Source organism: Leifsonia sp. 10N434, from assembly GCF_056394405.1.
Genome location: NZ_JBFTHV010000003.1, coordinates 215,284 through 238,950 on the forward strand (window position 1 = coordinate 215,284; position 23,667 = coordinate 238,950).

Below are 23,667 nucleotides of genomic sequence, written 5' to 3' on the forward strand. Positions count from 1 at the left end.
GCCCGTCACCGTGCTGTTCGTCGGCTCAGCATCGTGAGCGCCTCCGGAAAGGTGCGGAAGCGGGAGCGCCGACCCGGCGCCCCGACCTCGGTCACCTCGAACCCCGCCTCCGTCTGCCGGATGACGCCGATCAGCGACGCGCCGCCGGCGTCGCGGCCGCCGCCGTCACGGTCGCCGATCCCGCTCACACCCCACTCGGTCTGCGAGAGCTCGACCACCACCACGCCGAGGTCGGTGTAGACGAAGGTCTCGTGCCGGGTCACGGCGCGGTTCTCCCGCGTCAGCGCGGCGTGCGGCGGCGCGGACGCAGCCGTGGGGGCAGGACGGGGCCGACAGCCTGAGGCGAGCGATCGCGTCGGGTCGCCAGCCATTCGAGCGCCTCGGTGAAGTCGCGGAAATGCGTGCGTTTCCCTGGTGCGCCGATGACGGTGATCTCGAAGCCCTGGCCGCGCTGCTCGATGAAGCCGAGAAGCGAGAGACCGTCGTGCTGATCGGCATGGCGCATGTCGCTGACCCGCCATTCGGACGGCGACAACTGGATCACCTCGACTCCGAGAGCCGGGTGGATCACCGCCATGTGCCTTTCCATACCGCCCATTGAACTCGTCGTCGCGGGTGGCGTGCAGGGGTTGACATCCGAGGGGCTCGCATCTGGCGCACAGATGTGCAGACTCGCCGTCGCCAGGAGCCGGACTCGGTCTCGTTAACGCGTGCCCGATAGTGTTGCGTGACTGTCCCGGAGCGGGACCACGAAACAAGGGGTGCAGGCAGTGGAATCGTCGGTTCAGCAGGAGCAGCAGTCGAAGTGGCGCCAGTTCTGGGACCGCGGCGGCTGGTGGAAGGCCCTGCTGGTCGCAGCGGTCTACTACGGCCTCTATCAGCTCGCCGGCTTCCTCATCGGGCTGGCCTTCGGCGACGCGGTCGACAAGCATGATGTCCTCGCCAACGGGCTGAGCGTCTTCATCGCGATCGCCGCGTCGATCCTGGTGGGGAGCATCCTGCTCGTGCTCTTCGCTCTCTCGATCGGCTGGCTCAAGGAGCTCTTCGCCCGGCAGCCGATCCGCGGATCGTGGTGGATGTGGATCGGCGTCGCCATCGTGGTGGTGTTCAACATCCTGCGGTTCGCCAGTGTGGACTACGCGGGCTGGGACGCGGGCGCCGTCGTCGCCGTGCTGTTCACAGGCCTGTGCGTCGGGTTCGCCGAGGAGGTCCTCACCCGCGGTTTCGCCGTCAACCTGCTCCGACGCGGCGGCTACGGCGAGCGTTCCGTGATGCTCCTCTCGTCGCTCATCTTCGCGGCGATGCACTCCGGAAACGTTCTCTCCGGCCAGAACCCGATCGCGGTCGCGTTCACGGTCGTCTACACCTTCGCGTTCGGCATCGTCATGTACGTGACGCTGCGCGTGACGGGCAACCTGATCTGGCCGATCCTGCTCCACGCCTCCACCGACCCCAGCCTCATCCTGCTGACCGGCGGTGTGGATGCGAGCAGCGGGACACTGCATCCCGGACCGCTCGCCGGCATCGCCGGACTGGCGAACTACGCGGTGATGATCTTCGCGATCATCCCGATCATCTTCGTGCGCGGTCGCGTCGACCGTGCCGATGCCTACGGCCTCGTCGAACCTGCCGCTAAGCTCGCCTGACCCGGCCGATCCATCGAGAGGAGGGGCGATGCCACGGTCTCGCATTCCGGTCGAGCTGCTGCTGAGCGTGATCGCCAGTTACGTCGTCGGGATCGTGCAGATCCTCGCGGGCATCGCCCTGATCTTCGTTCGCTACGCGGACGGTCTCACGGCGACCGATCGCACGGTCGTCACCATCGCGGGCTCGATCACCATCCTCATCGGACTCCTGGTCGTCGCACTCGCCTCCGGCCTCACGCGGTCCAGACGGGACGCGCGGGTGCTGCTGACGGTGCTGATCTCGATCTCGATCGCACTCGGCGTTCTCGTGCTGATCGCCGACGGCGAGGTGACGGCGTTCCGCCTCATCGACCTGGCGATCTCGGCCGCCGTGATCATCGTCTTGTGGACAGGGCGCGTTGCTCGCTCCTTCGCACGAAGCGACGATGGACGAACCGGATGATCTCGATCAAACCGATGGTCACTACCGAGTAGAAGAGCACCAGCGCCGCCGTCACGATCGACGGGTCGACCAGCACCAGGAACGTGCGGGCGATCGGCACGGAGTAGACGAGGATGAGCCCGACCATCATCGAGCCGATGATGAGGATCTTCCAGCCGTCGATCGGCCGAGAGAGCACGATCAGTACCCACAGGCCGACGATGGTCAGGATGAGCGTCGACCCGGTGCGCAGCTCGGCTTCCGGAATGCCCGCCTGCGTGGCAGACCACGAGTAGGCGAGCAGCATCAGCGCGATCACGGCGCCTGCAGGTGCCGCGAACGAGAGCGACCGCGCGAGGAATCCCGGGATGTAGCGCCGCTTGTTCGGCATCAGGGCGAGGAAGAAGCTGGGCAGCCCGATCGTCAGTCCGTCGATGATCGACAGCTGGCGCGGCAGGAACGGGAACTCCAGCAGGAACGCCCCGAACAGCACCGCCAGCGCGGTCGCGTAGGCGGTCTTCGTGAGGAAGAGCATCGAGACGCGCTCGATGTTCGCGATCACCTGGCGGCCCTCGGCCACCACGCTCGGCAGATGCGAGAAGCGGCCATCGAGCAGCACGATGCGCGCCACGGCCTTCGTCGCGGCGGCCCCGGACTCCATCGCGATGCCCATGTCGGCCTCCTTGATGGCGAGGGCGTCGTTGACCCCGTCCCCCGTCATCGCGACCGTGTGCCCGGCCCGCTTCAGCGCCACCACGATCGCCTTCTTCTGATCGGGCGTCACGCGCCCGAACACGACGTGTTGCTCGAGCACCCGAGCGAGCTCGTCCGGATCGTCCGGCAGGGAACGCGCGTCGAATCCATCCGGAGCATCCAGCCCGACCTGCCGCGCGATCGCCGCGACCGTCTGCGGGTTGTCGCCCGAGATCACCCGCACACCGACCCCCTGCTCGGCGAAGTAGCGCAGCGTCTCCGCGGCATCCGACCGGATGCGCTCGCGGAACGTGAGCAGCGCGACCGGCTCCAGGTCGGCGGGGAGCACCTCGTCGTGTGAGAGCGGTTCGGCGCTGCGCGCGAGCACCAGCGTGCGCCGACCCGACGCGGCGAGCTCGGCCGAGCGCGCCGAGAGCCGGTCGTCGGGGAACACCATCTCCGGGCCGCCGAGCACCCAGCTTCCGGGCGCCTCAGCACCGGTCGCCACGTCTCCGAACGAGACGGCACTCCATTTCCGCGCGGACGAGAACGGGATGCGCCCCGTGGGCGCCATCGTGACCGGATTCGCGTAGTCGGTCACGAGGCAGCGAGCGGTGGCATTCGCATCCGGCTCGGCGCCGTACCAGGCGAGCACCGACCGCCATCCCGCCGGCTGCTGGTCCGAGAGCAGATGCTCGGCATCGAACTCGATATCGCCCTCGGTCAGCGTTCCCGTCTTGTCGAGACAGATGAGGTCGACGCGGGCGAGTCCCTCGACGGCGGCCAGCTCCTGCACCAGTACCTGCTGCCGCGCCAGCTTCACCGCGCCGACGGCGAACGCGATGCTCGTCATGAGCACGAGCCCCAGCGGGATCATCGCGACGACCGCCGCGATGGTGTTGACCGCGGCCTGGCGCCATGCCCCAGAACTGAACGTGTCGGCCCAGCCGCCCAACGCGATCACCTGTGCATTGAAGACGAGCACAGCGATCGGGCCGACCACCCAGGTGACCCACCGGAGCACCCGGTCGATCGACGAGCGCAGTTCGCTGGCGACCAGCGAGAACTTCTTGGCCTGCGCCGACAGCTTGTTGGCGAACGAGTCGGCGCCCACACGGTCGACCTGAGCCGTCCCCTCGCCTGCGACCACGACCGAGCCGGAGAGCACCTCGTCGCCAGGAGCCTTGTCGATCGCGTCCGCCTCACCGGTGAGGAGCGATTCGTCGAGCTGGAGGTGACCAGCCACGAGCACCCGGGCGTCGGCGGGGACCTGGTCGCCGGCGCGCAGAACGAGCAGGTCGTCCATCACCACGTCGGCGACCGCGATCGATGTCTCGCTGCCGTCACGCAGAACCCGCGCGTTCGGCGCGTGCAGCACCGCGAGCCGGTCGAGTGCGGCCTTGGCGCGGAACTCTTGAACCGAGCCGATGACGGTGTTGGCGATCGCGCTCAACCCGAACAGCGCGTCCTGCCAGCGGCCGAGAAGAAACAGCACGAGGAAGCACGCGGCGATGATGCCGTTGAAGAGCGTGAGCACGTTGGCGCGGATGATGCTGCCGACGCTGCGACTCGCATCCTGCCGGAACGCGTTGGTGCGTCCGTCGGCCACACGCTCGGCGACGTCGGCCGCGGTCAGTCCGCGCACCGCGTCCGTCGTGCCCACGATGGTCTCACTCGCCATGGCGCTCCTCCCCTGCGCCAACCCTAGGGCGTGGGATCGTCGCCCGGCAGCGGCGCGGCGCGGCGGGGATCGGTGACGGACGACAGGAACGCGCCCGCCTTCCGGATGGTGTCCTCGACGATCGCGACGTCGGGGCCGCCCATGAAGCCGTGCACCGCGCCCGGCACGACGTGCAGTTCGGAGCGCCCACCCATATCCCGGCAGCGCTGCACCAGCCGGCGCGCGTCGGGCAGCAACGAGTCGGTCGAGCCGACCGCGACGAAGACGGGCGGCAGCCCGCGCACGTCGGCGGCGAAGTCAGGGGCGTCGTGGAGCCGGCCGCCACCGGCCCAGCGCGCGAAGGCCCATTCGGACAATTCCCGGCCCGGCCCTCCGGTGGCCGTGTCGTCGAACCCGCGCAGTGTGAGGTCGACGTTCGGGTTGGTCAGCACGAGCGCTGTCGCGCCCGCACGCCGCGCGGCGGCGAGTGCGAGGGCGCCCCCGGCGGAATCTCCCCAGAGCACGATGCCTCCTGTGCCCGAGTCCCGCAGGGCGCCGACCACGGCGAGCGCGTCATCGCCGGATGCCGCCAAACTGAACTCCGGTGCGAGCCGGTAGCCGACCGAGAGCACCGTGACTCGCAGGATGCCCGCGATGCGGCGGCAGTAGGCGTCCTGAAGTTCGAGGTCGCCGAGCACTCCGTAGCCGCCGTGGAGGAACACGACGCCGACTGCGGAACGCGCGTCGGTCTGCGCGACGTCACGCGGAACGTAGCGGCGAATCGGGACCGTGCCGATCGTCTCGTCGCCGACGGTGCCGGCGAACGGCAACCGGGGCCGTCCGGACGCCCGTTCGGAGGCCTCGCGTCGAAGTCCGTCGATGTCGGGATCAGCCACGACAGCCAGCATGCCAGGTCTGACGATCGCTACGCGTCGCCATCTCTTAAGAAGCAGCGATGTCGATCCCGTGCTTTGCGCGCGAGAATGAAGACACCATGTCTCGCATACTGGTCACCGGATCGGCCGATGGACTCGGCTTCGCCACCGCGCAGGCGCTGCTCGCTCAGGGGCACGACGTCGTCGTGCATGCCCGTAATGAGAGGCGGGTGGATGCCGTCCGGCCGCTGGGCGAGCAGGGCGCCGGCCTCATCGTCGCCGACTTCTCCGATCGAGAAGCGGTGCTCGGCGCGATCGCCGACCTGAACGGTCTCGCGCCGATCGATGCGGTGATCCACAACGCCGGCGTGATCTCCGGCGCTGCTCTGATGCCCGTGAACGTGGTGGCGCCGTATCTCGTCACCGCTCTGCTGGCCGGACCGCGCCGCCACGTCTACCTCAGCAGCGGGATGCACAGGGGAGGACACGCCTCGCTGGACGGAGTCGATTGGGCGGGAGCGCACGCTTCGCGCACGTACTCCGACAGCAAACTGTTCGTCACCACGCTGATGGCCGCCGTCGCCCGGATCATCCCGGATGTCCTCAGCAACTCCGTCGATCCTGGCTGGGTGCCGACCAGGATGGGCGGCACCGGCGCGCCCGACGACTTCGACCTCGGCCACGAGACCCAGGAATGGCTCGCAGTGAGCAACGATGCGGAAGCCCTCACGAGCGGCGGCTATTGGTACCACCGTCGTCGTCAGCAGGCGCACCCTGCGGTGAATGACCGCTCGTTCCAGGATGACCTGCTGGCACGTCTCGAAGACGCAACCGGAGTGCCCCTGTCGCGATCGCGGTAGCCAACCTTGAATTGTGCACAACCTAATTGCGTGCAATCATTGAGTCATGTCCGTGACCGATGAGATGGTGTGCTTCTCCCTCTACGCCGCCACCCGCGCGACGACCCAGGCGTACCGATCGCTTCTCGAGCCGTGGGGGCTCACCTACCCGCAGTACCTCGTGCTGGTGACCCTGTGGATCGAGGGCGATCAGACCGTGAGCTCGCTGGGCGAGCACCTGCAGCTGGATTCGGGAACGCTCTCCCCCCTGCTTCGCCGCATGGAGCAGGCCGGCCTCGTCCAGCGCGAGCGGCGCTCCCCCGATGAGCGTGTCGTCACCGTGACGATCGGCGAGCGCGGCCGAGAGCTCCATCCTCAGCTGGCGCACATCCCGGCCAGAATCGCCGCAGGCACGGGCCTGCCCGACGAGCAGGCCGCCGCGCAACTCATCGACACCCTCCACCGCCTCACCGAGACCATGCACGCCGCGAGCGCGCAGCAGACGGCGGCCCAGCCCGCCGCCCAGCACTGAACTTCGCACCACCGAACCACGAAAGGCACACATGAACGCCCTCTACACCGCAGAAGCACTCTCGACGGGAGCCGGCCGCGACGGCCGCGTCGCCACGAGCGACGACTCGTTCCAGCTCGACCTCGCCATCCCCAAGGAGATGGGCGGTTCGGGTGCCGGCACCAACCCCGAGCAGCTCTTCGCCGCCGGTTACGCGGCCTGCTTCCACTCCGCCCTTCAGGCGGTCGCCCGCGGCCAGAAGGTGAAGCTGACCGACTCGTCGGTCGGCAGCCGCGTGCAGATCGGCTCGAACGGCGAGGGCGGCTACCAGCTCTCGGTGCTCCTGGAGGTCGTGCTTCCCGGCGTCGAGCCCACCCAGGCTCAGGCGCTCGCGGATGCCGCCCACCTCGTGTGCCCCTACTCCAACGCGACCCGTGGCAACATCGACGTCACGATCACCGTCTCGGAGGACTGAGCACATGACCGACGACACCATGCGCGCCCTCGTCCACCACGAGTTCGGCGACCCCGCCGCCCTCCTCACCGTCGAGCAGCGACCGCTCCCCCAGCCCGGACCCGGCCAGGTCCGCGTTCGCACGCTGCTCTCCGCCATCCACAACCATGACCTGTGGACGGTGCGCGGCACCTACGGCTTCAAGCCCGAGCTCCCCGCCCAGGCGGGCACGGAGGCGGTCGGCGTCGTCGATGCCCTCGGCCCCGACGTGGATCAGCTCGCTGTCGGTCAGCGTGTCACCACCGGCGGCACCTTCGGCGTGTGGGCCGAGTACTTCGTGGCCGATGCTGCAGGGCTCATCCCGGTTCCGGATGCCCTGCCGGATGAGGCCGCCGCCCAGCTCGTTTCGATGCCGTTCAGCGCATTGAGCCTGCTGCACTCCCTCGACCTGAAGGAGGGCGACTGGCTGATCCAGAACGCCGCCAACGGCGCAGTGGGCCGGATGGTCGCCCAGCTAGGCGCCGCGCGCGGCATCAACGTCGTGGGGCTCGTACGCCGCGCGGCGGGTGTCGACGAACTCCGTGCGCAGGGCATCGATCGCGTCATCGCCACCGACTCCGACGACTGGCGCGACCGCCTCGCCGAGATCACCGGCGGAGCCGACATCCACGTCGGGATCGACTCGGTCGGCGGCCGCTCCGCCGGCGACGTCATGTCCACGCTCGCGGTCAACGGCACGCTCGTGGTCTTCGGGGCGATGGCGTCGCCGACGCTCGAGATCTCCTCCGGTGACGTCATCTTCAAGCAGGGCACCATCAAGGGCTTCTGGGGCAGCGTCGTCAGCCGCGAGATGCCGGCCGACCTCAAGGGGAAGCTGTTCGGCGAACTGATCACCCGCGTTCTCGATGGATCGCTGACCCTCCCGGTCGCGGCGACCTACGACTTCGACGAGATCAGCGCCGCCGTGACGGCGAGCGACCAGCCGGGGCGCGTGGGCAAGGTGTTGCTCCGAGCCTGATCGCCGTCGCCTGATCGACGGACCCTGCGGGTCGTCGCGGTCGCTCAGCGGCCGCGACGGCCCGCGAACAGTGTGTACAGCAGCGGGAGTGCCGACGCGACCATGAGCACAGTGCCGAGCACGGCATCGTCTGCGCGCACCACGGCACCGGCGATGAGCAGAGCGCCGAACACGAGCGCTGAGACGAGTCGCCGCGCCGTGCGCTCGAGCCGGGCCACCCGCTGCTCGAGCCGGGGCGTCGCGACCTCCACCGTGCCGTCTTCGAAGCGGTCGATGAGCGCATCCAGCCGCTTGGGCAGTCGCAACGCGATGCCCGCGATCTCGACGGCCTGCTTCGCAAAGTCCTGAACGACGTTGCCGCCCTCGTCGCGTAGGAGCTGCGCCGCGTACGGCTCGACCGAGTCCCACAGGTTGAACTCGGGATCCAGCGCGCTGCACACTCCCGAGGTGAGCGACATCGCCCGGATGATCAGCAGGAAGTTCTCCGGCAGCTGGAACGGCAGCGAACGGATCACATCGCCGAACTGCACCGCGAACTGGCGGAACTCGCGGGGGTCGACCTCGCGCAGCTCGGCAAACCCCATCCCGCCGAACCGGGCGAAGAGCTGTGTCATCGCCCTCTCGAGCTGGGTGGTCTCGGCCGAGGGCAGCAGCACGCCGACATCCTGCATCGCGTCCACCAGGCCCTTGCCGTCCCGCGATGCGGCCGCGATCAGCAGCTTCCTCAGTCCGCTGCGCGTGCTGGTCGGCACCTCGCCCATCATCCCGAAGTCGATGAACGTCAGCTTCCAGGGGCGCTCGCCCGGAACCTCCGGCGTCGGCGTGACGAAGATGTTGCCCGGGTGCGGATCGGCGTGGAAGAAGCCGTTGGTGAACAGCTGATCGAACATCACCGCTGCGAACACCGGGGCGACGTCTGCCGGGTCGATGCCCGCCGCGCGCAGCGCCTCGGCGTCGGTGATCTTGATCGCCGTGACATCTTCGAGGGTGAGCACCCGCCACGTCGTGCGCTCCCAGGCGATGGCGGGCACGGCGACACGCTCGTCGTCCGCGAAGTCCGCCGCGAAACGCTCGGCGTTCGCCGCCTCGTGCAGGTAATCGATCTCTTCGAGACTCGTCTGCGCGAACTCCTCGACGAGTTCGGGCGCGTCGACGCGGTCGGACACCAGGCGCACGCGGCTGAGCCATCCGCCGACCTTGCGCAGGGCCGCGAGATCGACATCGACGATCGCGTCGATCCCCGGCCGCTGCACCTTGATCACGACGCCGTCGAGACCGCTGTCGGCGGCATCCGTCGGCGTGAGACGCGCACGGTGGGCCTGCCCGAGGGAGGCCGCGGCGACCGGGGTCCCATCGACCCACGCAAAGGCCCGCTCGAGCGGCACACCCAGTTCCGCCTCGGCGAGCGCGCGGATCTGAGGGAAGGGGACGGGAGGCACCTCGTCTTGCAGACCCTCGAGCTCGGCCGTGATCTCGGGCGGAAGGACGTCGAGCCGGGACGACATGAACTGCCCGACCTTGATCATCAGCCCGCCGAGGTCGACCGCGAGCACATGGAAGCGCTGGGCGAAGCGCCGCATCCGCTTCGACCGGGTGCGCTCAGCGACCTTCGCGAGTCCGATGCGCGGCAGGAACAGCTCGTACCACCAGGTGACGGCGAGGTTCCAGCCGGCGAAACGCAGGATGCGACGGTAGCGGGCGCGCGTGGCGCCCGCATCGGTCGGTCCCTGCCGACTCCGACGACCCGACGGCACTCGCGTCAGTCCTGAGCGAGGATCGAGTAGAGCCGGCGGCGCGCCTCGTCGAGCACGACCGCGGCCTGCTGGACCTGCTCCGGGGTACCGGTGCGACGCACCTGCGCCGCCGCCTGTGCGAGCTCGAAACCGGCCTTCGGCAGAGCGCCGAACCCCGCGTCACCGCCCGCGCCCGCCGACTCCCACGGCGCCGCGCCGGCCGTCTCGGCCTCAGCCCGGCCCTCCTCGGTCAGCGCGTAGGTCTTGCGCCCGTTCGACTCCTCGGCGCTGATCAGGCCCTCATCGGAGAGCAACTGCAGCGTGGGATAGACGGACCCAGCGCTCGGCTTCCAGCTGCCGCCGCTGCGCTCCTCGATCTCGCGGATGATCTGGTAGCCGTGCATGGGCTTCTCGGCGAGCAGCGCGAGAACGGCTGCACGCACGTCGCCCTTGCCCATGCGCGTTCCGACGCGCTTCTCGAACGTCGAGCGCAACTGCTCGAACGCCTGCCACATGCCCTCGGCGTTGCCGGCGCCGAAGCCGCCGGCCGGGAACGAACCACTCATGATGTCCTCCTCAGTGAACGTCAACGATACTCAACGATATATCGTTAACCGGCTCGGCGATAGGGGCACGAGCAGGCTGCGGCGAGCGCTCTTGACACGGGATCACGACCAGGAGGACATTCGGGACAGGGCGGTCTCCCAGTGGTGAGGAGCGAAATCATGAGTGCTGCACCGCGCAACGGGATGCAATCGTGTGCGCGTACCTCGACGGAGTCACGACGACCCCAGGTCACCCCGGTGGGCGCCGTCGCGCGAGGTGCCGCCGCCGGCGTGGTCGGCACGCTCGCCATGGACCTGTGGCTGTACGCCCAGTACCGGCGGGAGCACGGTGACGAACCGTTCGCCGAGTGGGAGTTCTCGTCCGACGTCACGGACTGGGACAAGGCCCCGGCTCCCGCCCAGGTCGGGCGACGGATCATCGACGGACTGTTCGAGCGGACGCTTCCCGACGCGCGCGCTCGCCTCACCAACAACGTCATGCATTGGGGGTACTCCCTCTCGGGCGCCGTGGTCTACGCGATGGTCGCCGCATCGCTCCGCAAGCCGCGAACCGGCTACGGGCTGATCTTCGGGGCCGGGATGTGGGCGTTCAGCTATGTCATCCTGCCTCCGATGCATCTCTACAAGCCCATCACCGAGTACGACGCCAAGACACTCGGCAAGGATCTCGCCGCCCACCTCGTCTACGGACTGGGCACGGCCGCCGCCTTCACACTGCTGCTCTCACGCCGAGGCGGCCGCCGCTGACGACCCGCACCACTCGATCCGCCCGCCCGATCCGCCGCGCCCGAACAGAAAGAGGAACCTCCGAATGACCGAGAACAATCGAGACGAGTACCCCGACGAAGCCGGCTACCCGGACGGCGCAGGGTTCCTGAGCGAGACCCAGCCCGAGCTGGTCGACGAGGTGAAGGCCGGCGCTGCCCCGAGCGCAGGAATCGACTTCTTCATCGTGGACAATGAAGCCGACAAGACGTTCGAAGCCGTCAGCGGCGACACCCTCATCGGCGGGATCACCTACCGCGTGCAGGACGACGTCGTGACGTTGATCCACACCTACGTCTACCCGGAGTTCCAAGGTCAGGGTGTCGCCTCCGAGCTGGTCCGCAGAGCGCTCGACCAGATCCGGTCCGGCGGTCGCACGATCGTCATCGAATGCCCCGTCGTCAAGGCGTTCGTCGAGAAGCACCCGGAGTACCAGTCCCTGGTCTCCCCACCGGCGTGATGGCGAAGCCGGCGGCCCTGGCCGAGGGAGACCGCGGCTACGGCATCCTGCCCTGGTAGCGTGCGGCCGCGGGCGAGCCCAGCCCCGGCCCGGCCGGCGCCACGGCTGTCGCGCGCAGTCCCCTGCGCGATGTGACACCGAGCTTGGTGAACACCTTGCCGAGATGCCACTCGACGGTTCGCGGGCTGATGAAGAGCTGCGCCCCGATCTCCGGATTGCTCCTGCCCTCCGCGGCGAGGCGTGCGATGAGGGCCTCCTGTGCAGTCAGCTCGTTCGCGGTGTCGACCGAGCGGGCGCGCACAGTCTCACCGGTCGCTGCCAGTTCGCGCCGCGTTCGTTCCGCGAAGCCTTCCAGCCCGGCCTCGCGGAAGAACTCGTGGGCCCGACGCAGCTGCACCCGCGCATCCATGCGCCGGCCGCTGCGGCGCAGCCACTCGCCGTACAGCAGGTTCGTGCGCGCCAGCGCCATCCGGATGCGCGTTCGGCTCAGGAGTTCGGCCGACTCCTGGTACGACGCCTCGGCGACGTCGTCGCCGCCGAGCAGGGCACGGCAGCGCGCCAGAACACCGAGCGACCAGTCGGTGCCGCTCGCGCGGGCGATCTCCTCCAGCCGGCCGAACGCGGCCGCCCCGCGCTCCGCCTGGTCGCTGCGCACCGCGGCTTCGACCAGTTCCGGGTAGACCCAGGTCGAGAGCCCCAGCTCGAACGGATGCTCGGCGGCGTGCTCGGCCGTCGCCAGCGCCTCGTCGTACCGTCCGAAACTGTTCAGGAAGACGGCACTCGTCAGCTCCGTTCCCATGAGCCAGAGACCCTCACCGCGCGCGGAGACGTCGCTGCGGCTGACGTCGATCAGCGCACGCGCCTCGGTCTCGCTGCCGCTCCACGCTGCGCGCAGGAACGCGATGTGCGGAGACAGGGCGTTGCCGGTGGCCCCGGTCACCGCGTCCGCCTCGACGGCGAGCGCGAGCGCGGCCGCGAGATCCCCCGTGAAGAGCTCGACGGTGAAACGCTCGGTGAGGGCGATGGGCAGCATGGCGAGAGCGCCGGTCCGCCGCGCGACGGCGACGAGTTGCTCCGTGAGGCCGAGCCAACCGAGGTCATCGCCGATCGCACGGGCTGCACGTGAGGCCGGCCAGAGCCAGCGCAGGGCGTCCGCGTCGCCGATCCCCTCTCTCCTCAGCGCATCGAGGGCGCGGCGAAGCATCGGGACGCCTGCGGCGTAGCCGCTCCTGACGAGCACGGCGAGGCCGTTCAGCAACAGCTCACAGGCCGTCGGAATCCTCCTTCCCGCGTCGCCCCAGCGCGCGTCGATGATGGAGTCCGCCACGTCGTCGAGCGCACCACCGCCACCCGCGAGGCGTCCCGCGAAGAGCGCCGCGGTGAACGCGTCGAGATACGTCTCACGCGCCACCGTGGCGTCCAGCGCCTCGAACCGCTTCGCGGCGCGAAGCAGCAGCGATGGGGCCTCCCGTCCTCGCGTGGACGCGAACGAGATCTCCGCTCCGAGCAGTTGCGCCCGAGCGTCGTCGAGTTCGCCGAGGGGCCCGGCCGAGGCGATTGCGAGCATGGTGTGCGCCGCGTCGGTCGCACCGGCCTGCAGCCGGGCGTCCGCGGCGGCGAGAGCCCGCCGGGCGCGCTCTGCGGGCTCAGGAGTCAGTTCCATGGAGCGGGTCAGAAATGCGGCGGCCGCCGCCCAGCCACCGCGCGCCCGCGCACGGACGGCCGAGGCCTCGAGTTCGGCGGCGACGCCCTCGTCCAGACCGCCGGCCGCGACGGCCCGATGCCAAGCGAGGTAGTCCGAGTCGCTGTCGCCGATGATGGCCTCCGCGAGCACCTCGTGCGCGCTGCGACGATCCCGTTCGGAGGCGGCGCGGTAGACCGCGGACCGCATCAGGGGATGCCGGAACCGGACCTGAGCGCCGAGATCCAGCAGGCCGGCCTCCTGTGCCGGTGTCGCCGCATCGGCCGGAATACCGAGCCGGGCGGCGGCCCTCCACAGCAAGGTGACATCCCCGGACGGGTCGGCGGCCGCGATCAGCATCAGCTGCCGGGTCGGCTCGGGAAGTTGCTCCAGTCGCCGGATGAAGCCCTGTTCGATCCGGCCGGTGAGCGCCGACCGGTCGGCCGCACCGTTGCCGAAGGCCAGCTCCGCCGCGTCCAGGTCGCGCGGCAGTTCGAGGAGCGCGAGCGGGTTGCCGCGCGCCTCGGCGATGATTCGGCTGCGCACCCGCTCATCCAACGGCCCCACGATCACCGAATCGAGCAGGGCCGCGGCATCGGCGTCGGCGAGACCGCGAACGACGAGGGTGGGGAGGGCCGCCAACGCATCGCTCCCATCGCTTCTCTCGCCGGCATCCGTCGCATCCCGCACCGCGAAGACCATCCCGACCCGCTCCGCGACGAGGCGGCGGGCCACGAACGTCAACGTCAGAGCCGACGCGGTATCGATCCACTGGGCGTCGTCGAGAACGCAGAGCAGCGGTGCGGTTTCGGCCACCTCCGCGAAGAGGCCGAGCACGGCAAGACCGACGAGAAACCGATCCGGCGGCTCGCCGCTCTGCGAGCCGAACGCGACACCCAGCGCCTGGCGCTGAGGCTCGGGGAGATGGGTGACGCGGTCGAGGAACGGAGCGCACAGCTGCTGGAGAACGGAGTACGCGAGTTCGACCTCCGACTCGACACCCGTCGCCCGGGCGATCACGAAGCCGTCCGCGCGCTGCACGACGTAATCGAGCAGCGCCGTCTTGCCGACGCCCGCCTCGCCTCGCAGCACCAGCACCTGGCTGCGGCCTGATAGCGCGTTCGCCAGCACCGCATCCAGCTGCTCGCACTCGCCGCGCCTGCCGTGCAGTGCGCGGCTCTCTTTTTGACTCGTCATGGCAACCCACCGCCAGTTCCGACATTAGGGATCGCGGTGATCCCTGGCAAGAGGCGCTCGGCGCGGACCCGCGGGCGCGGGCGCCGGGGTGCGGACCCGGGCATCTCCCGGGCGCGAAGGGAAAGCGACAGGAACAGCATCGATGACATCAGCAACGAGATCTCTTGAAAGGGGATTGATCATGAACACCACAAGCACACTCACCAGCGCAGCGGTCGACGTGCGCACCGCACTCACCGAGGGCTACGCGGACGTCGGCGAGGTGACACTGCACTACGTCGAAGCCGGCGAGGGACCCCTCGTCGTCCTCCTGCACGGTTTCCCGGCCTTCTGGTACACCTGGCGGGAGCAGATCGCGCCGCTCGTGAACGCGGGCTACCACGTGGTCGCACCGGACCTGCGCGGCTACAACCTGTCGTCGAAGCCCGGGGCGTTCACCGACTACACGGCCGACAAGCCCGCCGCGGACATCCGGGGCCTCATCCGGGCGCTCGGGAGCGAGACGGCGACGGTGGTCGGACACGACTGGGGCGGATCGATCGCCTGGACACTGGCGATGAACAACCCGGAGGTCGTGGACCGTCTCGTCATCCTGAACGCGGCGCACCCGCGAAAGCTGAACGAGGGGCTGAAGAACCCGCGGCAGCTGCTGAGGAGCTGGTACTTCTTCTACTTCCAGCTCACGGGTTCACCGGAGCGTCGCGCCGCCCGCGACAACTGGAAGTTCTTCACGGGCTTCCTCCGCGACGCGCAACCGGCGTACACGCAGCAGGAGCTGGATCAATACCGTGCGGCCTGGTCGCAGCCGGGAGCGGCCACAGGCATGATCGACTACTACCGCGCGGCGGTCCGCCTCGGGTCGAAGCAGAAGGTTCTGACCATCACCGCACCCACCCTCGTCATCTGGGGACAGGAGGACCGGTACCTCGGCGCCGACCTCGCCGAACCGCACGCGGAAGACGTGCCCAACCTGGTCTCGGTCGAGCGCTTGCCCAACGCGTCGCACTGGGTGCACCACGACGAGGCCGGGCGCGTCAACGAACTGCTCGTCGACTTCCTCGGGGGTGACAACGGGAGCCGGACCGGCCGATGACGGTTCGTCTGCCGACAGCGATCGACGAGACGACCGGGGCGTGTGGCCCCGGTCGTCTCGTATCACTCGGGTTTGATCGCGACGCGCCCGCTGCCGGTGCGGGCGAGGTAGAGGCGGGCGCCGGTGCGTGCGATGAACTCGTCGACGGCCTCGCGGGACCCCTGCCACCATCCGTAGTCGTCGAGTAGCAGAACTCCACCCGGCGACAGCCGTTCGTACAGGTGTTTCAGCTCGTGCGCTGTCGATTCGTACCAGTCCGTGTCCAGCCGCAGTACGGCGATTCGCTCGGGCGCCTGGTCCGGGACGGTCTCCTCGACCGGCCCTTTGATGAAATGGAGCTTCTCCGCTGGGTAGGGGACCTCATGGAAGCCCTCCCGCACATCCTCGAGGGAGGCGTACGCCCACACCCGGGACGTCTTGTCGTAGGACGCCAGCAGTTCGGCGGCCGGCCGGCCGTCGCCGCGCTTGTCCCGCGGACCGGGCTCGGTCATCCCTTCGAACGTGTCGAACAGGTACACGTCGCGATCGTGCGAGCCGACGGCATCGAGCGCCCGGGCCATCGCATGCACGCTCCCGCCGCGCCACACGCCGCACTCGACCACCGCGCCGGGGATGTCGTACCGGGTGACGTAGCGCGCGGCCATGATGACGGCGTACAGCTTCTCGATGTTCGTCATCGTGTACGGCTGCACCGCCCGGATGATCGCGGCGGCCTCCTCGTCGATGTCCGTGGGGATCTTCACGGCCGGTGGAGCCTCGGGTGCGGACGCGCCGGCCGTCGGTGTGCGCGACGAGGGCGTGCGGGCCGACGGCGTGGGCGCCGTCGGTGTTCCCGCCGGCGTCGGGCCGTCGGCACGGGGCCGCGCGCGCCGCAGTTCGTACCCGGTCAGCCGGGACAGGACACCATTGACACGCTTCCGCATCGACACAGTCCACAAGCTACCCCACCACCGGATGCGCCGGGCCGGCTGCGTCGATCGACACGGTCAGTCGGCCGGTGAATTCTGTGCTGCGTCGGCGAGAGTTACTTGACAGATCCTCACTATTTGGAGGACAGTTCGTGCATATCGGCACAACCTGACGGGAGTCAGTCCGTGAAGAAGCGATTTGCACTTCCCATCACCGTCCTCGTGACGGCCGCGTTCATCATCGCGACGACCGTTCCGGCGAATGCTGCTACCCGCTACACGGTCGGCGTGATCACTTTGTCGAACGCGCAAGCGAACCCGCAAGCGATCGCGGTGGACTCAGGGACCGGCAACATCTACGTGGGTCAGCAGGACGGAGCGGCCGGCGCCAAGATCGCGGCCCTCAGCCCAACGGGAAAGCTCCGCAAATACATCCGCGTCGGCGAGAGTTATGACGCGGCCACGAATCTGCCACCCGACGGTGAGCGACCCGCGCCGCACATTCCGTCGAAGGTGATCGCGCTCACGATCAACCCGAGAACGCACATCCTGCTCGCGTTGGTCACCGACGCCTTGACCATCATGAGCCCCAACTACTCACACCTCAACGGTTCCTACGTCGTGGCCGTGAACATGAGGACGAACACTGTCGTGAAGCGGTACACCGTCGCGGCGCGGGCGCCAGAGTCCGGACCGGGGCCGGAACTCTGGCATGACCCGCACACGATGTGGACCGGATTCGCGCTCGACGTGACCAGGAACGTGCTGTGGGGGGTCGAAGGGTACGAACCGAACTTCTACAACGCAGTCGACCGGCTGGATCTCACGACCGGCGCGCGCACCAGGGCCGCTCTTCCGATCGTTTCGAACGATGCGCCCATCGACGCCGTGCCCACCATCGCTTTCGACAAGGCCACCGGCCGTGGGTACGTGAGCGTTGCAGGAACCCTCTTCGGGATCGACCGAACTCTTCGAGTGGTGACCACGTTGCCGTTGCCAGGGCTTCCCGGATGCGACGTCCTGCCCGGTACGGGGCCGACCGCCACGGTCGCCTCGCCGTCGACGAATACGGTCTATGTGAGCTGGTGCGGAACCATCTACGTCGTCAATGGGGCTAAGAACACGATTACGCATACGATCCAACCCGTTGCCGGCGCGGGTCTGGCTCTCGATGCTCCGGCCCGCTCTTTGTACGTCTACGAGACGCGCAACGACGTGAAGGGAATCGGCGTCTACAGCACCGCGACGATGGCCTCGCTGGCGTTCGTGCCTGCGACGGTGAGCAACGCCGTTCACTTGGCCGGAAACGCGTGGATCACGAATGACCCAGTGCGCCACAGGACGTACGTGCCTGGTTCCGCGTCCACAATCAGCGTGGTAGTTCGTCACTGATCGTTTGCGTCGGGCTGCGCCCCGCGCGCTCCCCCAGCCACCGCGCCTCGCTGCGCTCGGGGCGGCGCCCGGGGTCCCTCGCGGCGGGGACCCCGATAGTCAGCAGCGAGTGACGACAAAAAGAAGAGGGTGACCGCTCGCCATGCGAGCGGTCACCCTCTTCTTTTTGTCGTTACGTCGGGCTGACAGGATTTGAACCTGCGACCCCTTGACCCCCAGTCAAGTGCGCTACCAAGCTGCGCCACAGCCCGATGCTGCTTCGAGGGTGGAGCCCCAAAGCAACTTGACCATACTAGCGTGTCCGCGAGGGAGGTCGTGCCACGAGCGCGAGCGGCCCGAGCGTGAGCGGCCCGAGCGCGTGCGGCGGGAGCGGGACCTCGCATAACTCCGGAAGTTCGAGCCGGGGTGAAGCGCAAGTTCCGGAGTTAGACGCGCAGCGCCCGCGTGTCGCATGAGACTTCCGGAGTTACGCCAGCGCCAGCCCGACCGGCACCACGCCAGCCCGACCAGCACTGCCCACCCGCTACTCCCAAACCAACTCCCGCACCTCGACCCCGTACCCCTCCAGCGTCACCGACGACACCGCATCCCCCGCCAGCGTCTGCAGCGCACCACCCGACACGACCGGCGACACCGTCACCGACGCCGGATGCTGCGACACGAAGAACACGAACCGCCGCCCGTCCACATGCACCAGCGAGTCCACGAACACGAGCGGGTCGTCCAGCACGACATCCCGTTCGAGGTCGGCGACGACCGCCAGCGCGTCGTACAGCCGCCACGTCTCCTCCGGGTTCACGCGCGGCAGCGCCGAGGCGAAGTACTCGAACGGGTAGGTCGACAGCACGGCCCGCCCCGACCCGTGCGACTGCGACACGATCACCGGGTTCTCGTGCTGGTCGACCGCGATGACGGTCCCCGTCGTCGCCGACACCGGGAGGAACGAGCGCGAATGCTCGTTGCCCGCGACGGCGAAAGAGAGCGAGGTCCCTTCGGCGATCGACCCGAACGACGCCAGGAACCGCACGGTGACCACGTCGTCCAGCACCGGCTCGACGAGCCCGTATGCCGACTCGCGCTGCACACCGAACAGCTCCTCGGTGTACGCCCACCAGGGCCCGCGCTGCACGCCGATGTCACCGGCGCAGTACGACGCATAGACGGTCGCTCCAGCCGAGGCAAGGTCTCGAAGCTGCAGCCACGTCGGACCGCACAACTGCTTGACCGACGGCAGGACGTACAGCCCGTACCCGGACGGGACTCCCCCGTCCTCCTCCTCGCGCACCACGGCGACGGGCACGTGTGCCTCGTGGGCGGCGACGTACGCCTGCTCCCCGGCGGCGACGATCAGCGCGCGCTCCGCCTCCTGCGTGAACGGGTAGTCCGCGGCGAGGTGCGACGGCACGACCAGCGCGGCGTCGACCGACGAGCGCGTGACCGAGGCGACGTCGATCGCCGCGAGGTCACCGGCGAACCGGGCGAGCTCGAGCAGCGGCGGCTTCGGTGCGCCGGAGGAGTCCGTGATCCCGAAGTGCAGCTCGAACGGGTGATGCGAGTACGGGCGCTGGCCGACGAGGTCGTCGTAGTCCGTATTGTTCCAGGCGATCCAGCCGGTCGCGCCGGCGAGCAGCGTGTTGTAGAGCAGCTGCCGGTAGTACGACGCAGCCCCGGATGGCGACACGAAGTCGCTCGTCAGCCCGAACTCCTCCATGATCACCGGCAGGCCGGCGACCTGGCACAGTTCGGCGATGTACGCGGCCTTGAGGTGCTGACGGGTCTGGTCCGACTCCATGCGGTACACGTGCGGCCCGACGAAGTCCGTAAAGGCGGCGATGTCGACGGACGAGAAGCCGTTGTCATGCCCCGTCGTCTCGATGCCCCAGGCGCCGTCGCCGACGGCGACCGGCTGCGTTCCGCCGCCCGCGCGCACGGCGTTGACGAGAAGCGACGCCCACGCGTTGACGATCGGGCGCGGCGCCTCACCCCCGTAGATCGGCACCTCGTTGGTGAGCAGCCAGCCCGCGACAGCCGGATGCGCGGCGAACCGCGCGGTCAGCTCGCGCACGTACCAGGCCTGTCGCCCGACGAACCAGACGTCGCTGTACAGGTCGCGGCCGTCACGCCACGCCGGGTCCCAGTTCTCCCCCGACATGTGACCCACGAGGAAGGTCGGCACGGTGGTCATCCCGACCTCGCTGTGGGCGTCGAGGAAGTCGTGGAAGTTCTCGATGCACTGCTCGTCGAGCGTGTCGGGGGTGGGGTGGAAGTCGGGCCAGTAGAAGAACGAGCGGGTCATGTTGAGGCCGTGCTCGGCGAGGACCCGCAGTTCTTCCCGCACGACCGCCGGGTCGTAGCGGGTCCACATGAGCGGGCCGCCGGTGCGCGACCAGAAGTTGGCCCCCAGCCAGATGGCCGGGGCTCCCTCGACGGAGAGCAGGGGTGAAGGGCGTTCCATGATGCCTTTCCAGAGAACGATCGGTAAAACAGGGAGGCGACGGCCGGCGGCAGGAGCTACTTCACGGCGCCCGCCGTCAGGCCGGCCACGAACGAGCGCTGCAGCAGCAGGAACGCCACGACCACCGGGATGCTCACCACGAGCGAGGCCGCCATGATCTGGTTCCAGTAGACGTTCGTCTGGGTCGAATAGAGCTGCAATCCGACGGCCAACGTCCTGTTCTCATCCGTCGTCATCACCGAGGCGAACAGCACCTCACCCCAACTGGTCATGAAGGAGTAGATGGCGACGGCGATCAGCCCGGGCTTCGCGGCGGGGAGGACGACGTGCCAGAGCGCGCCCATCGGACCGCTCCCGTCGACCATCGCCGCCTCGTCGAGATCGCGCGGGATGCCGTCGAAGTAGCCGGCGAGCATCCAGATCGAGAACGGCAGCGCGAAGGTCAGGTACGTGATCACCAGCCCGAACCGCGTGCCGACGAGCTGGATGCCGACGGCCTGGTTGATGTTCACGAAGATCAGGAACAGCGGCAGCAGGAACAGCACACCGGGGAACATCTGCGTCGAGAGCACCGTGGTGCTGAAGACGGTGCGCCCCTTGAACCGGTAGCGCGAGATCGCGTAGGCCGCGAAGATCGCGATGATCAGCGACACGATCGTGGCGGATCCGGCGACGATCAGCGAGTTCACGAAGTACGACGCGAGCGGAACGGTCGACCACATGTCGATGTACGGCTGGAACGTGATGTGCTCCGGCCACCAGGTGAAGGCTCCCTGAACATCCGGAAGCGATTTCACCGACGACGTGATCATCACGTAGACCGGAACGGCCGTGAAGATCGTCAGTACGAACAGGACGACCCAGCGGAAGGTCTTGGACGAGGCAGTTTCACGCACGACGCGACCTCCGGTTGATGACCAGCAGGTAGATGCCGGTGACGATGAGCAGGAAGATCAGCAGCAGCACGCTCATGGCGGCGCCGGAGCCGAAGTTCCAGGTGAGGAAGGAGGCGTTGTAGATGTGGAACGAGATGAGGTCGCCGGCCGCCGGTTGAGCGTTGCCGAACAACACGAATGGTGTGTTGAAGTCGTTGAACGTCCATAAGAACATCACCAGCAGCAGCACCGTGTTGACCGGGCGCAGCATCGGCAGGGTGATCGCGCGCCAGGTGCGGAACGGCTTCGCGCCGTCGACGGCCGAGGCCTCGTACACCTCCTCCGGGATGCTCTGTAGTCCGGCCATGAGCATCAGGAACGCGAAGGGCCAGAGCCGCCAGATGGCGACGATGACGATCGACCAGAATGCGTTGCCGCCGATCAGCCAGAACGGCTTGTCACCGGGAAGGTTCAGGTTGTCGAACAGGAAGTGGTTGACCGCTCCCGTGTCCTTCTGGAGCATGAACTTCCACGCGATGATGCCGGCGTACATCGGCAGCGCGTAGGGCACGAGGAACAGCGTGCGGAAGAAGCCGCGGCCGGCGAACTTGCGCTGCAGCGCGACGCCGGCGGCCATCCCGAGCCCCCACGAGATGCCGACGACCAGGATCGTGAAGCCGACGGTCACGGTGAACGACTGCAGGAGACCTGCGCCGATGGAGCTGTTGAAGTCGAGGGCGACGGCGTAGTTCTTGAACCCGACGAACGGGGCCTCGCTCCAGTTGGCGATGAAGAACTTCGTCAGCTGGAGGAAGCTGATCCAGATGCCCGTCAGCATCGGGATGACGTGGATGAAGATCTCGAAGATGATGGCCGGCGCCAGGAGCACCAGCGGAATCCACCACCCCTTCTTGCGCTTGCGCTGTTTGGGCGGGGGCGTTGCCACCGCACGTTCGGTGGCGATGGGAGCGCTGAGGGAGCCTCCGGCTGATGTCGTCGTCGACATGTGGATCCTAAACCTCGGGGATTGTCTGGTGCTGCCGGGGCGGCTCACGACGGTGTTGCGTCGTGAGCCGCCCACGGCGGGCGGATGCGCGGTTACGCTATCCGATCGACTGCTCGACCTGGTCCTGCGCGGTCTTCAGAGCGGCCTTGATGTCCGCCTCGCTGACCGTTCCACCGGTGGCGACCTTGGCGAACATGTCGTTCATCGCCTTGCCGACGGTGTTCTCGAACTGGTCCTCAGCCGGAACCAGCGGCAGCGGCTTCGACATCGTGTTGTAGATCTTCTGGAAGGTCGCAGCCTCTTCAGCGTTGTCGGTGAAGTTGGCCTTCGCCCCGTTGAGCACCGGGAGGGAGGCGTACGGCTTGCCCAGCGTGGTCTGGGTGGACTCGCTGGTCATGAACTTCACGAACTGCAGCGCCGCATCCTTGTTCTTGGTGTTCTTCATGATCGACAGGTTGATGCCGGCGACGTGGCTGGCGACCGGCTGGCCGCCCTCGGGCGCCGGGAACGGAACCACACCATAGGCGTCGGACTTCATGCCGTTGGCGGCGATCGACGAGTCGGCGTTGTTCTGGTTGAGGATCATCGCGACCTTCCCCTTGGCGAAGTCGTTGACCGCCTGCACACCGTTGTCGTACTGCGCGTTCGACGTGTTGACGACCTTGTCGCTCTGCATCAGGTCGACATAGCGCTTGATGCCGGAGACGACGCCGTCGGAGGTGAACGTCGGGTTGCCCTTCGAGTCGAAGAGCTCGGCGTTGTCCTGAGCCGCGTTGATGAACGCGAAGTGCGCGTTCTCGGTGTAGCTGCCTGCCGCGAGCGCGAAGCCGTACTTGCCGCCGGTGGTCAGCTTCTTGGCGTCGGTGACGAGCTCTTCCCAGGTCGTCGGCGGCGTGACGCCGGCGGCGGTGAACATCGCCTTGTTGTAGTACAGGCCGTAGGCGAGACCGTAGAGCGGAACGCTCGTCTTGGTCTTGCCGGGCGCGCCACCCGTGTCGAGGGCCGTCTTGACGAACTTGTCCGCGCCGCCGATGGCCTTCATGTTCGCGTCGTCGAACGGCAGGAACGCGCCGGTCGCCTGCAGCGAAGCCGCCCAGGTGTTGCCGATGTTCAGCACGTCGGGACCCTGACCACTGGTGACCGCCGTCTGGATGCGCGTCTGCAGGTCGTTCCAGCCGATGACCTCGAGCTTGACCTTGATGCCGGTCTTCTTCGTGAAGTCGTCGAGCACAGGGGTGAGGACCTGCTTGTCGTTGTCGAGGCTCGTGCCCTGGTTGCTGGCCCAGTACGTGATCGTGGATCCGCTGGCGTTGCCGGTCGACCCGCCCGATCCGCTGCACCCGGCTGCGACGAGGCCGATCGCGGCCGCGATCGCGCCCGCGAGAATGACGCGTTTTCTCATAGTGACTCCCTTGTCTC

At 68.2% G+C, this 23,667-nt stretch carries 22 protein-coding genes and 1 tRNA gene; 10 read left to right on the forward strand and 13 right to left on the reverse strand.

Translation table 11 applies throughout. The features are described 5' to 3' along the window. Window positions 1-5 precede the first annotated feature (5 nt). Together AC1DB1_RS10305 and AC1DB1_RS10310 are read right to left on the reverse strand one after the other, a co-directional pair. Window positions 6-263, reverse strand: a complete 258-nt coding sequence (locus AC1DB1_RS10305; protein WP_477200702.1) for a hypothetical protein — start codon at window positions 261-263, stop codon at window positions 6-8. Between the two features lie 17 nt (window positions 264-280). After that, window positions 281-577 (reverse strand): hypothetical protein, encoded by a 297-nt coding sequence (locus tag AC1DB1_RS10310; RefSeq protein WP_477200703.1) that lies wholly within the window; start codon window positions 575-577, stop codon window positions 281-283. A gap of 193 nt (window positions 578-770) precedes the next feature. On the opposite strand from AC1DB1_RS10310, the gene AC1DB1_RS10315 reads away from it, so the two are divergent. After that, on the forward strand, window positions 771-1,646 hold the full coding sequence (locus AC1DB1_RS10315) for a lysostaphin resistance A-like protein (protein WP_477200704.1): 876 nt from the start codon (window positions 771-773) through the stop codon (window positions 1,644-1,646). Window positions 1,647-1,674: 28 nt separating this feature from the next. Further along, on the forward strand, window positions 1,675-2,088 hold the full coding sequence (locus tag AC1DB1_RS10320; RefSeq protein WP_271177737.1) for a hypothetical protein: 414 nt from the start codon (window positions 1,675-1,677) through the stop codon (window positions 2,086-2,088). Here the strand turns inward: AC1DB1_RS10320 and AC1DB1_RS10325 are convergent. Next, on the reverse strand, window positions 2,021-4,441 hold the full coding sequence (locus AC1DB1_RS10325) for an HAD-IC family P-type ATPase (protein ID WP_477200705.1): 2,421 nt from the start codon (window positions 4,439-4,441) through the stop codon (window positions 2,021-2,023). The two genes, AC1DB1_RS10320 and AC1DB1_RS10325, sit on opposite strands and share 68 nt — an antisense overlap. 23 nt (window positions 4,442-4,464) lie before the next feature. Then, complete coding sequence (locus tag AC1DB1_RS10330) at window positions 4,465-5,316, reverse strand: alpha/beta hydrolase fold domain-containing protein (protein WP_477200706.1); 852 nt, start codon at window positions 5,314-5,316, stop codon at window positions 4,465-4,467. Between the two features lie 98 nt (window positions 5,317-5,414). On the opposite strand from AC1DB1_RS10330, the gene AC1DB1_RS10335 reads away from it, so the two are divergent. From AC1DB1_RS10335 to AC1DB1_RS10350, 4 genes are read left to right on the forward strand one after another with little or no spacing between them, the layout of a single operon-like run. Beyond that, complete coding sequence (locus AC1DB1_RS10335; protein WP_477200707.1) at window positions 5,415-6,155, forward strand: SDR family NAD(P)-dependent oxidoreductase; 741 nt, start codon at window positions 5,415-5,417, stop codon at window positions 6,153-6,155. Window positions 6,156-6,201: 46 nt separating this feature from the next. Next, window positions 6,202-6,666 carry a MarR family winged helix-turn-helix transcriptional regulator gene (locus tag AC1DB1_RS10340; protein ID WP_477200708.1) on the forward strand — a complete coding sequence of 155 codons (465 nt, stop codon included), beginning with the start codon at window positions 6,202-6,204 and terminating at the stop codon, window positions 6,664-6,666. Window positions 6,667-6,697: 31 nt separating this feature from the next. Continuing rightward, entirely contained in the window at window positions 6,698-7,120 is a 423-nt protein-coding gene (locus AC1DB1_RS10345) for an organic hydroperoxide resistance protein (protein ID WP_477200709.1), read from the forward strand. A gap of 19 nt (window positions 7,121-7,139) precedes the next feature. Continuing rightward, complete coding sequence (locus AC1DB1_RS10350; RefSeq protein ID WP_477200848.1) at window positions 7,140-8,117, forward strand: zinc-binding dehydrogenase; 978 nt, start codon at window positions 7,140-7,142, stop codon at window positions 8,115-8,117. A gap of 44 nt (window positions 8,118-8,161) precedes the next feature. Here AC1DB1_RS10350 and AC1DB1_RS10355 read toward each other — a convergent pair whose 3' ends face one another. Together AC1DB1_RS10355 and AC1DB1_RS10360 are read right to left on the reverse strand one after the other, a co-directional pair. After that, window positions 8,162-9,871 carry an ABC1 kinase family protein gene (locus AC1DB1_RS10355; RefSeq protein WP_477200710.1) on the reverse strand — a complete coding sequence of 570 codons (1,710 nt, stop codon included), beginning with the start codon at window positions 9,869-9,871 and terminating at the stop codon, window positions 8,162-8,164. Between the two features lie 5 nt (window positions 9,872-9,876). Beyond that, window positions 9,877-10,416 carry a PadR family transcriptional regulator gene (locus tag AC1DB1_RS10360; RefSeq protein WP_477200711.1) on the reverse strand — a complete coding sequence of 180 codons (540 nt, stop codon included), beginning with the start codon at window positions 10,414-10,416 and terminating at the stop codon, window positions 9,877-9,879. A 159-nt stretch (window positions 10,417-10,575) separates the two neighbouring features. Here AC1DB1_RS10360 and AC1DB1_RS10365 point away from each other — a divergent pair, with 159 nt between their 5' ends. Both AC1DB1_RS10365 and AC1DB1_RS10370 read left to right on the forward strand, forming a co-directional pair. Beyond that, window positions 10,576-11,163 (forward strand): DUF1440 domain-containing protein, encoded by a 588-nt coding sequence (locus AC1DB1_RS10365; protein WP_477200712.1) that lies wholly within the window; start codon window positions 10,576-10,578, stop codon window positions 11,161-11,163. Between the two features lie 64 nt (window positions 11,164-11,227). Continuing rightward, complete coding sequence (locus tag AC1DB1_RS10370) at window positions 11,228-11,641, forward strand: GNAT family N-acetyltransferase (RefSeq protein WP_477200713.1); 414 nt, start codon at window positions 11,228-11,230, stop codon at window positions 11,639-11,641. Between the two features lie 37 nt (window positions 11,642-11,678). Here the strand turns inward: AC1DB1_RS10370 and AC1DB1_RS10375 are convergent, their stop codons facing one another. Further along, on the reverse strand, window positions 11,679-14,519 hold the full coding sequence (locus tag AC1DB1_RS10375) for a helix-turn-helix transcriptional regulator (protein WP_477200714.1): 2,841 nt from the start codon (window positions 14,517-14,519) through the stop codon (window positions 11,679-11,681). 181 nt (window positions 14,520-14,700) lie between these two features. On the opposite strand from AC1DB1_RS10375, the gene AC1DB1_RS10380 reads away from it, so the two are divergent. Then, complete coding sequence (locus AC1DB1_RS10380) at window positions 14,701-15,612, forward strand: alpha/beta fold hydrolase (RefSeq protein WP_477200715.1); 912 nt, start codon at window positions 14,701-14,703, stop codon at window positions 15,610-15,612. A gap of 62 nt (window positions 15,613-15,674) precedes the next feature. Here the strand turns inward: AC1DB1_RS10380 and AC1DB1_RS10385 are convergent, their stop codons facing one another. Beyond that, window positions 15,675-16,535: a TylF/MycF/NovP-related O-methyltransferase gene (locus AC1DB1_RS10385; protein ID WP_477200716.1), complete on the reverse strand. Its 861-nt coding sequence runs from the start codon at window positions 16,533-16,535 to the stop codon at window positions 15,675-15,677. Between the two features lie 171 nt (window positions 16,536-16,706). On the opposite strand from AC1DB1_RS10385, the gene AC1DB1_RS10390 reads away from it, so the two are divergent. After that, a complete protein-coding gene (locus AC1DB1_RS10390; protein ID WP_477200717.1) occupies window positions 16,707-17,912 on the forward strand; it encodes a YncE family protein in 1,206 nt (401 codons plus the stop codon). Window positions 17,913-18,089: 177 nt separating this feature from the next. Here the strand turns inward: AC1DB1_RS10390 and AC1DB1_RS10395 are convergent. The 5 genes from AC1DB1_RS10395 to AC1DB1_RS10415 form a co-directional block, all read right to left on the reverse strand. Continuing rightward, window positions 18,090-18,163 (reverse strand) — tRNA-Pro (locus tag AC1DB1_RS10395). A gap of 272 nt (window positions 18,164-18,435) precedes the next feature. Further along, the gene (locus tag AC1DB1_RS10400; protein ID WP_477200718.1) at window positions 18,436-20,367 is read right to left on the reverse strand and encodes a glycoside hydrolase 5 family protein; all 1,932 of its coding nucleotides are present in this window, start codon (window positions 20,365-20,367) and stop codon (window positions 18,436-18,438) included. Between the two features lie 56 nt (window positions 20,368-20,423). Continuing rightward, complete coding sequence (locus AC1DB1_RS10405) at window positions 20,424-21,263, reverse strand: carbohydrate ABC transporter permease (protein ID WP_271177723.1); 840 nt, start codon at window positions 21,261-21,263, stop codon at window positions 20,424-20,426. Beyond that, window positions 21,256-22,248, reverse strand: a complete 993-nt coding sequence (locus tag AC1DB1_RS10410; protein WP_271177722.1) for a carbohydrate ABC transporter permease — start codon at window positions 22,246-22,248, stop codon at window positions 21,256-21,258. The genes AC1DB1_RS10405 and AC1DB1_RS10410 overlap by 8 nt, the downstream gene beginning before the upstream one ends. 97 nt (window positions 22,249-22,345) lie before the next feature. Continuing rightward, a complete protein-coding gene (locus AC1DB1_RS10415; RefSeq protein WP_271177721.1) occupies window positions 22,346-23,650 on the reverse strand; it encodes an ABC transporter substrate-binding protein in 1,305 nt (434 codons plus the stop codon). Window positions 23,651-23,667: the final 17 nt, after the last annotated feature.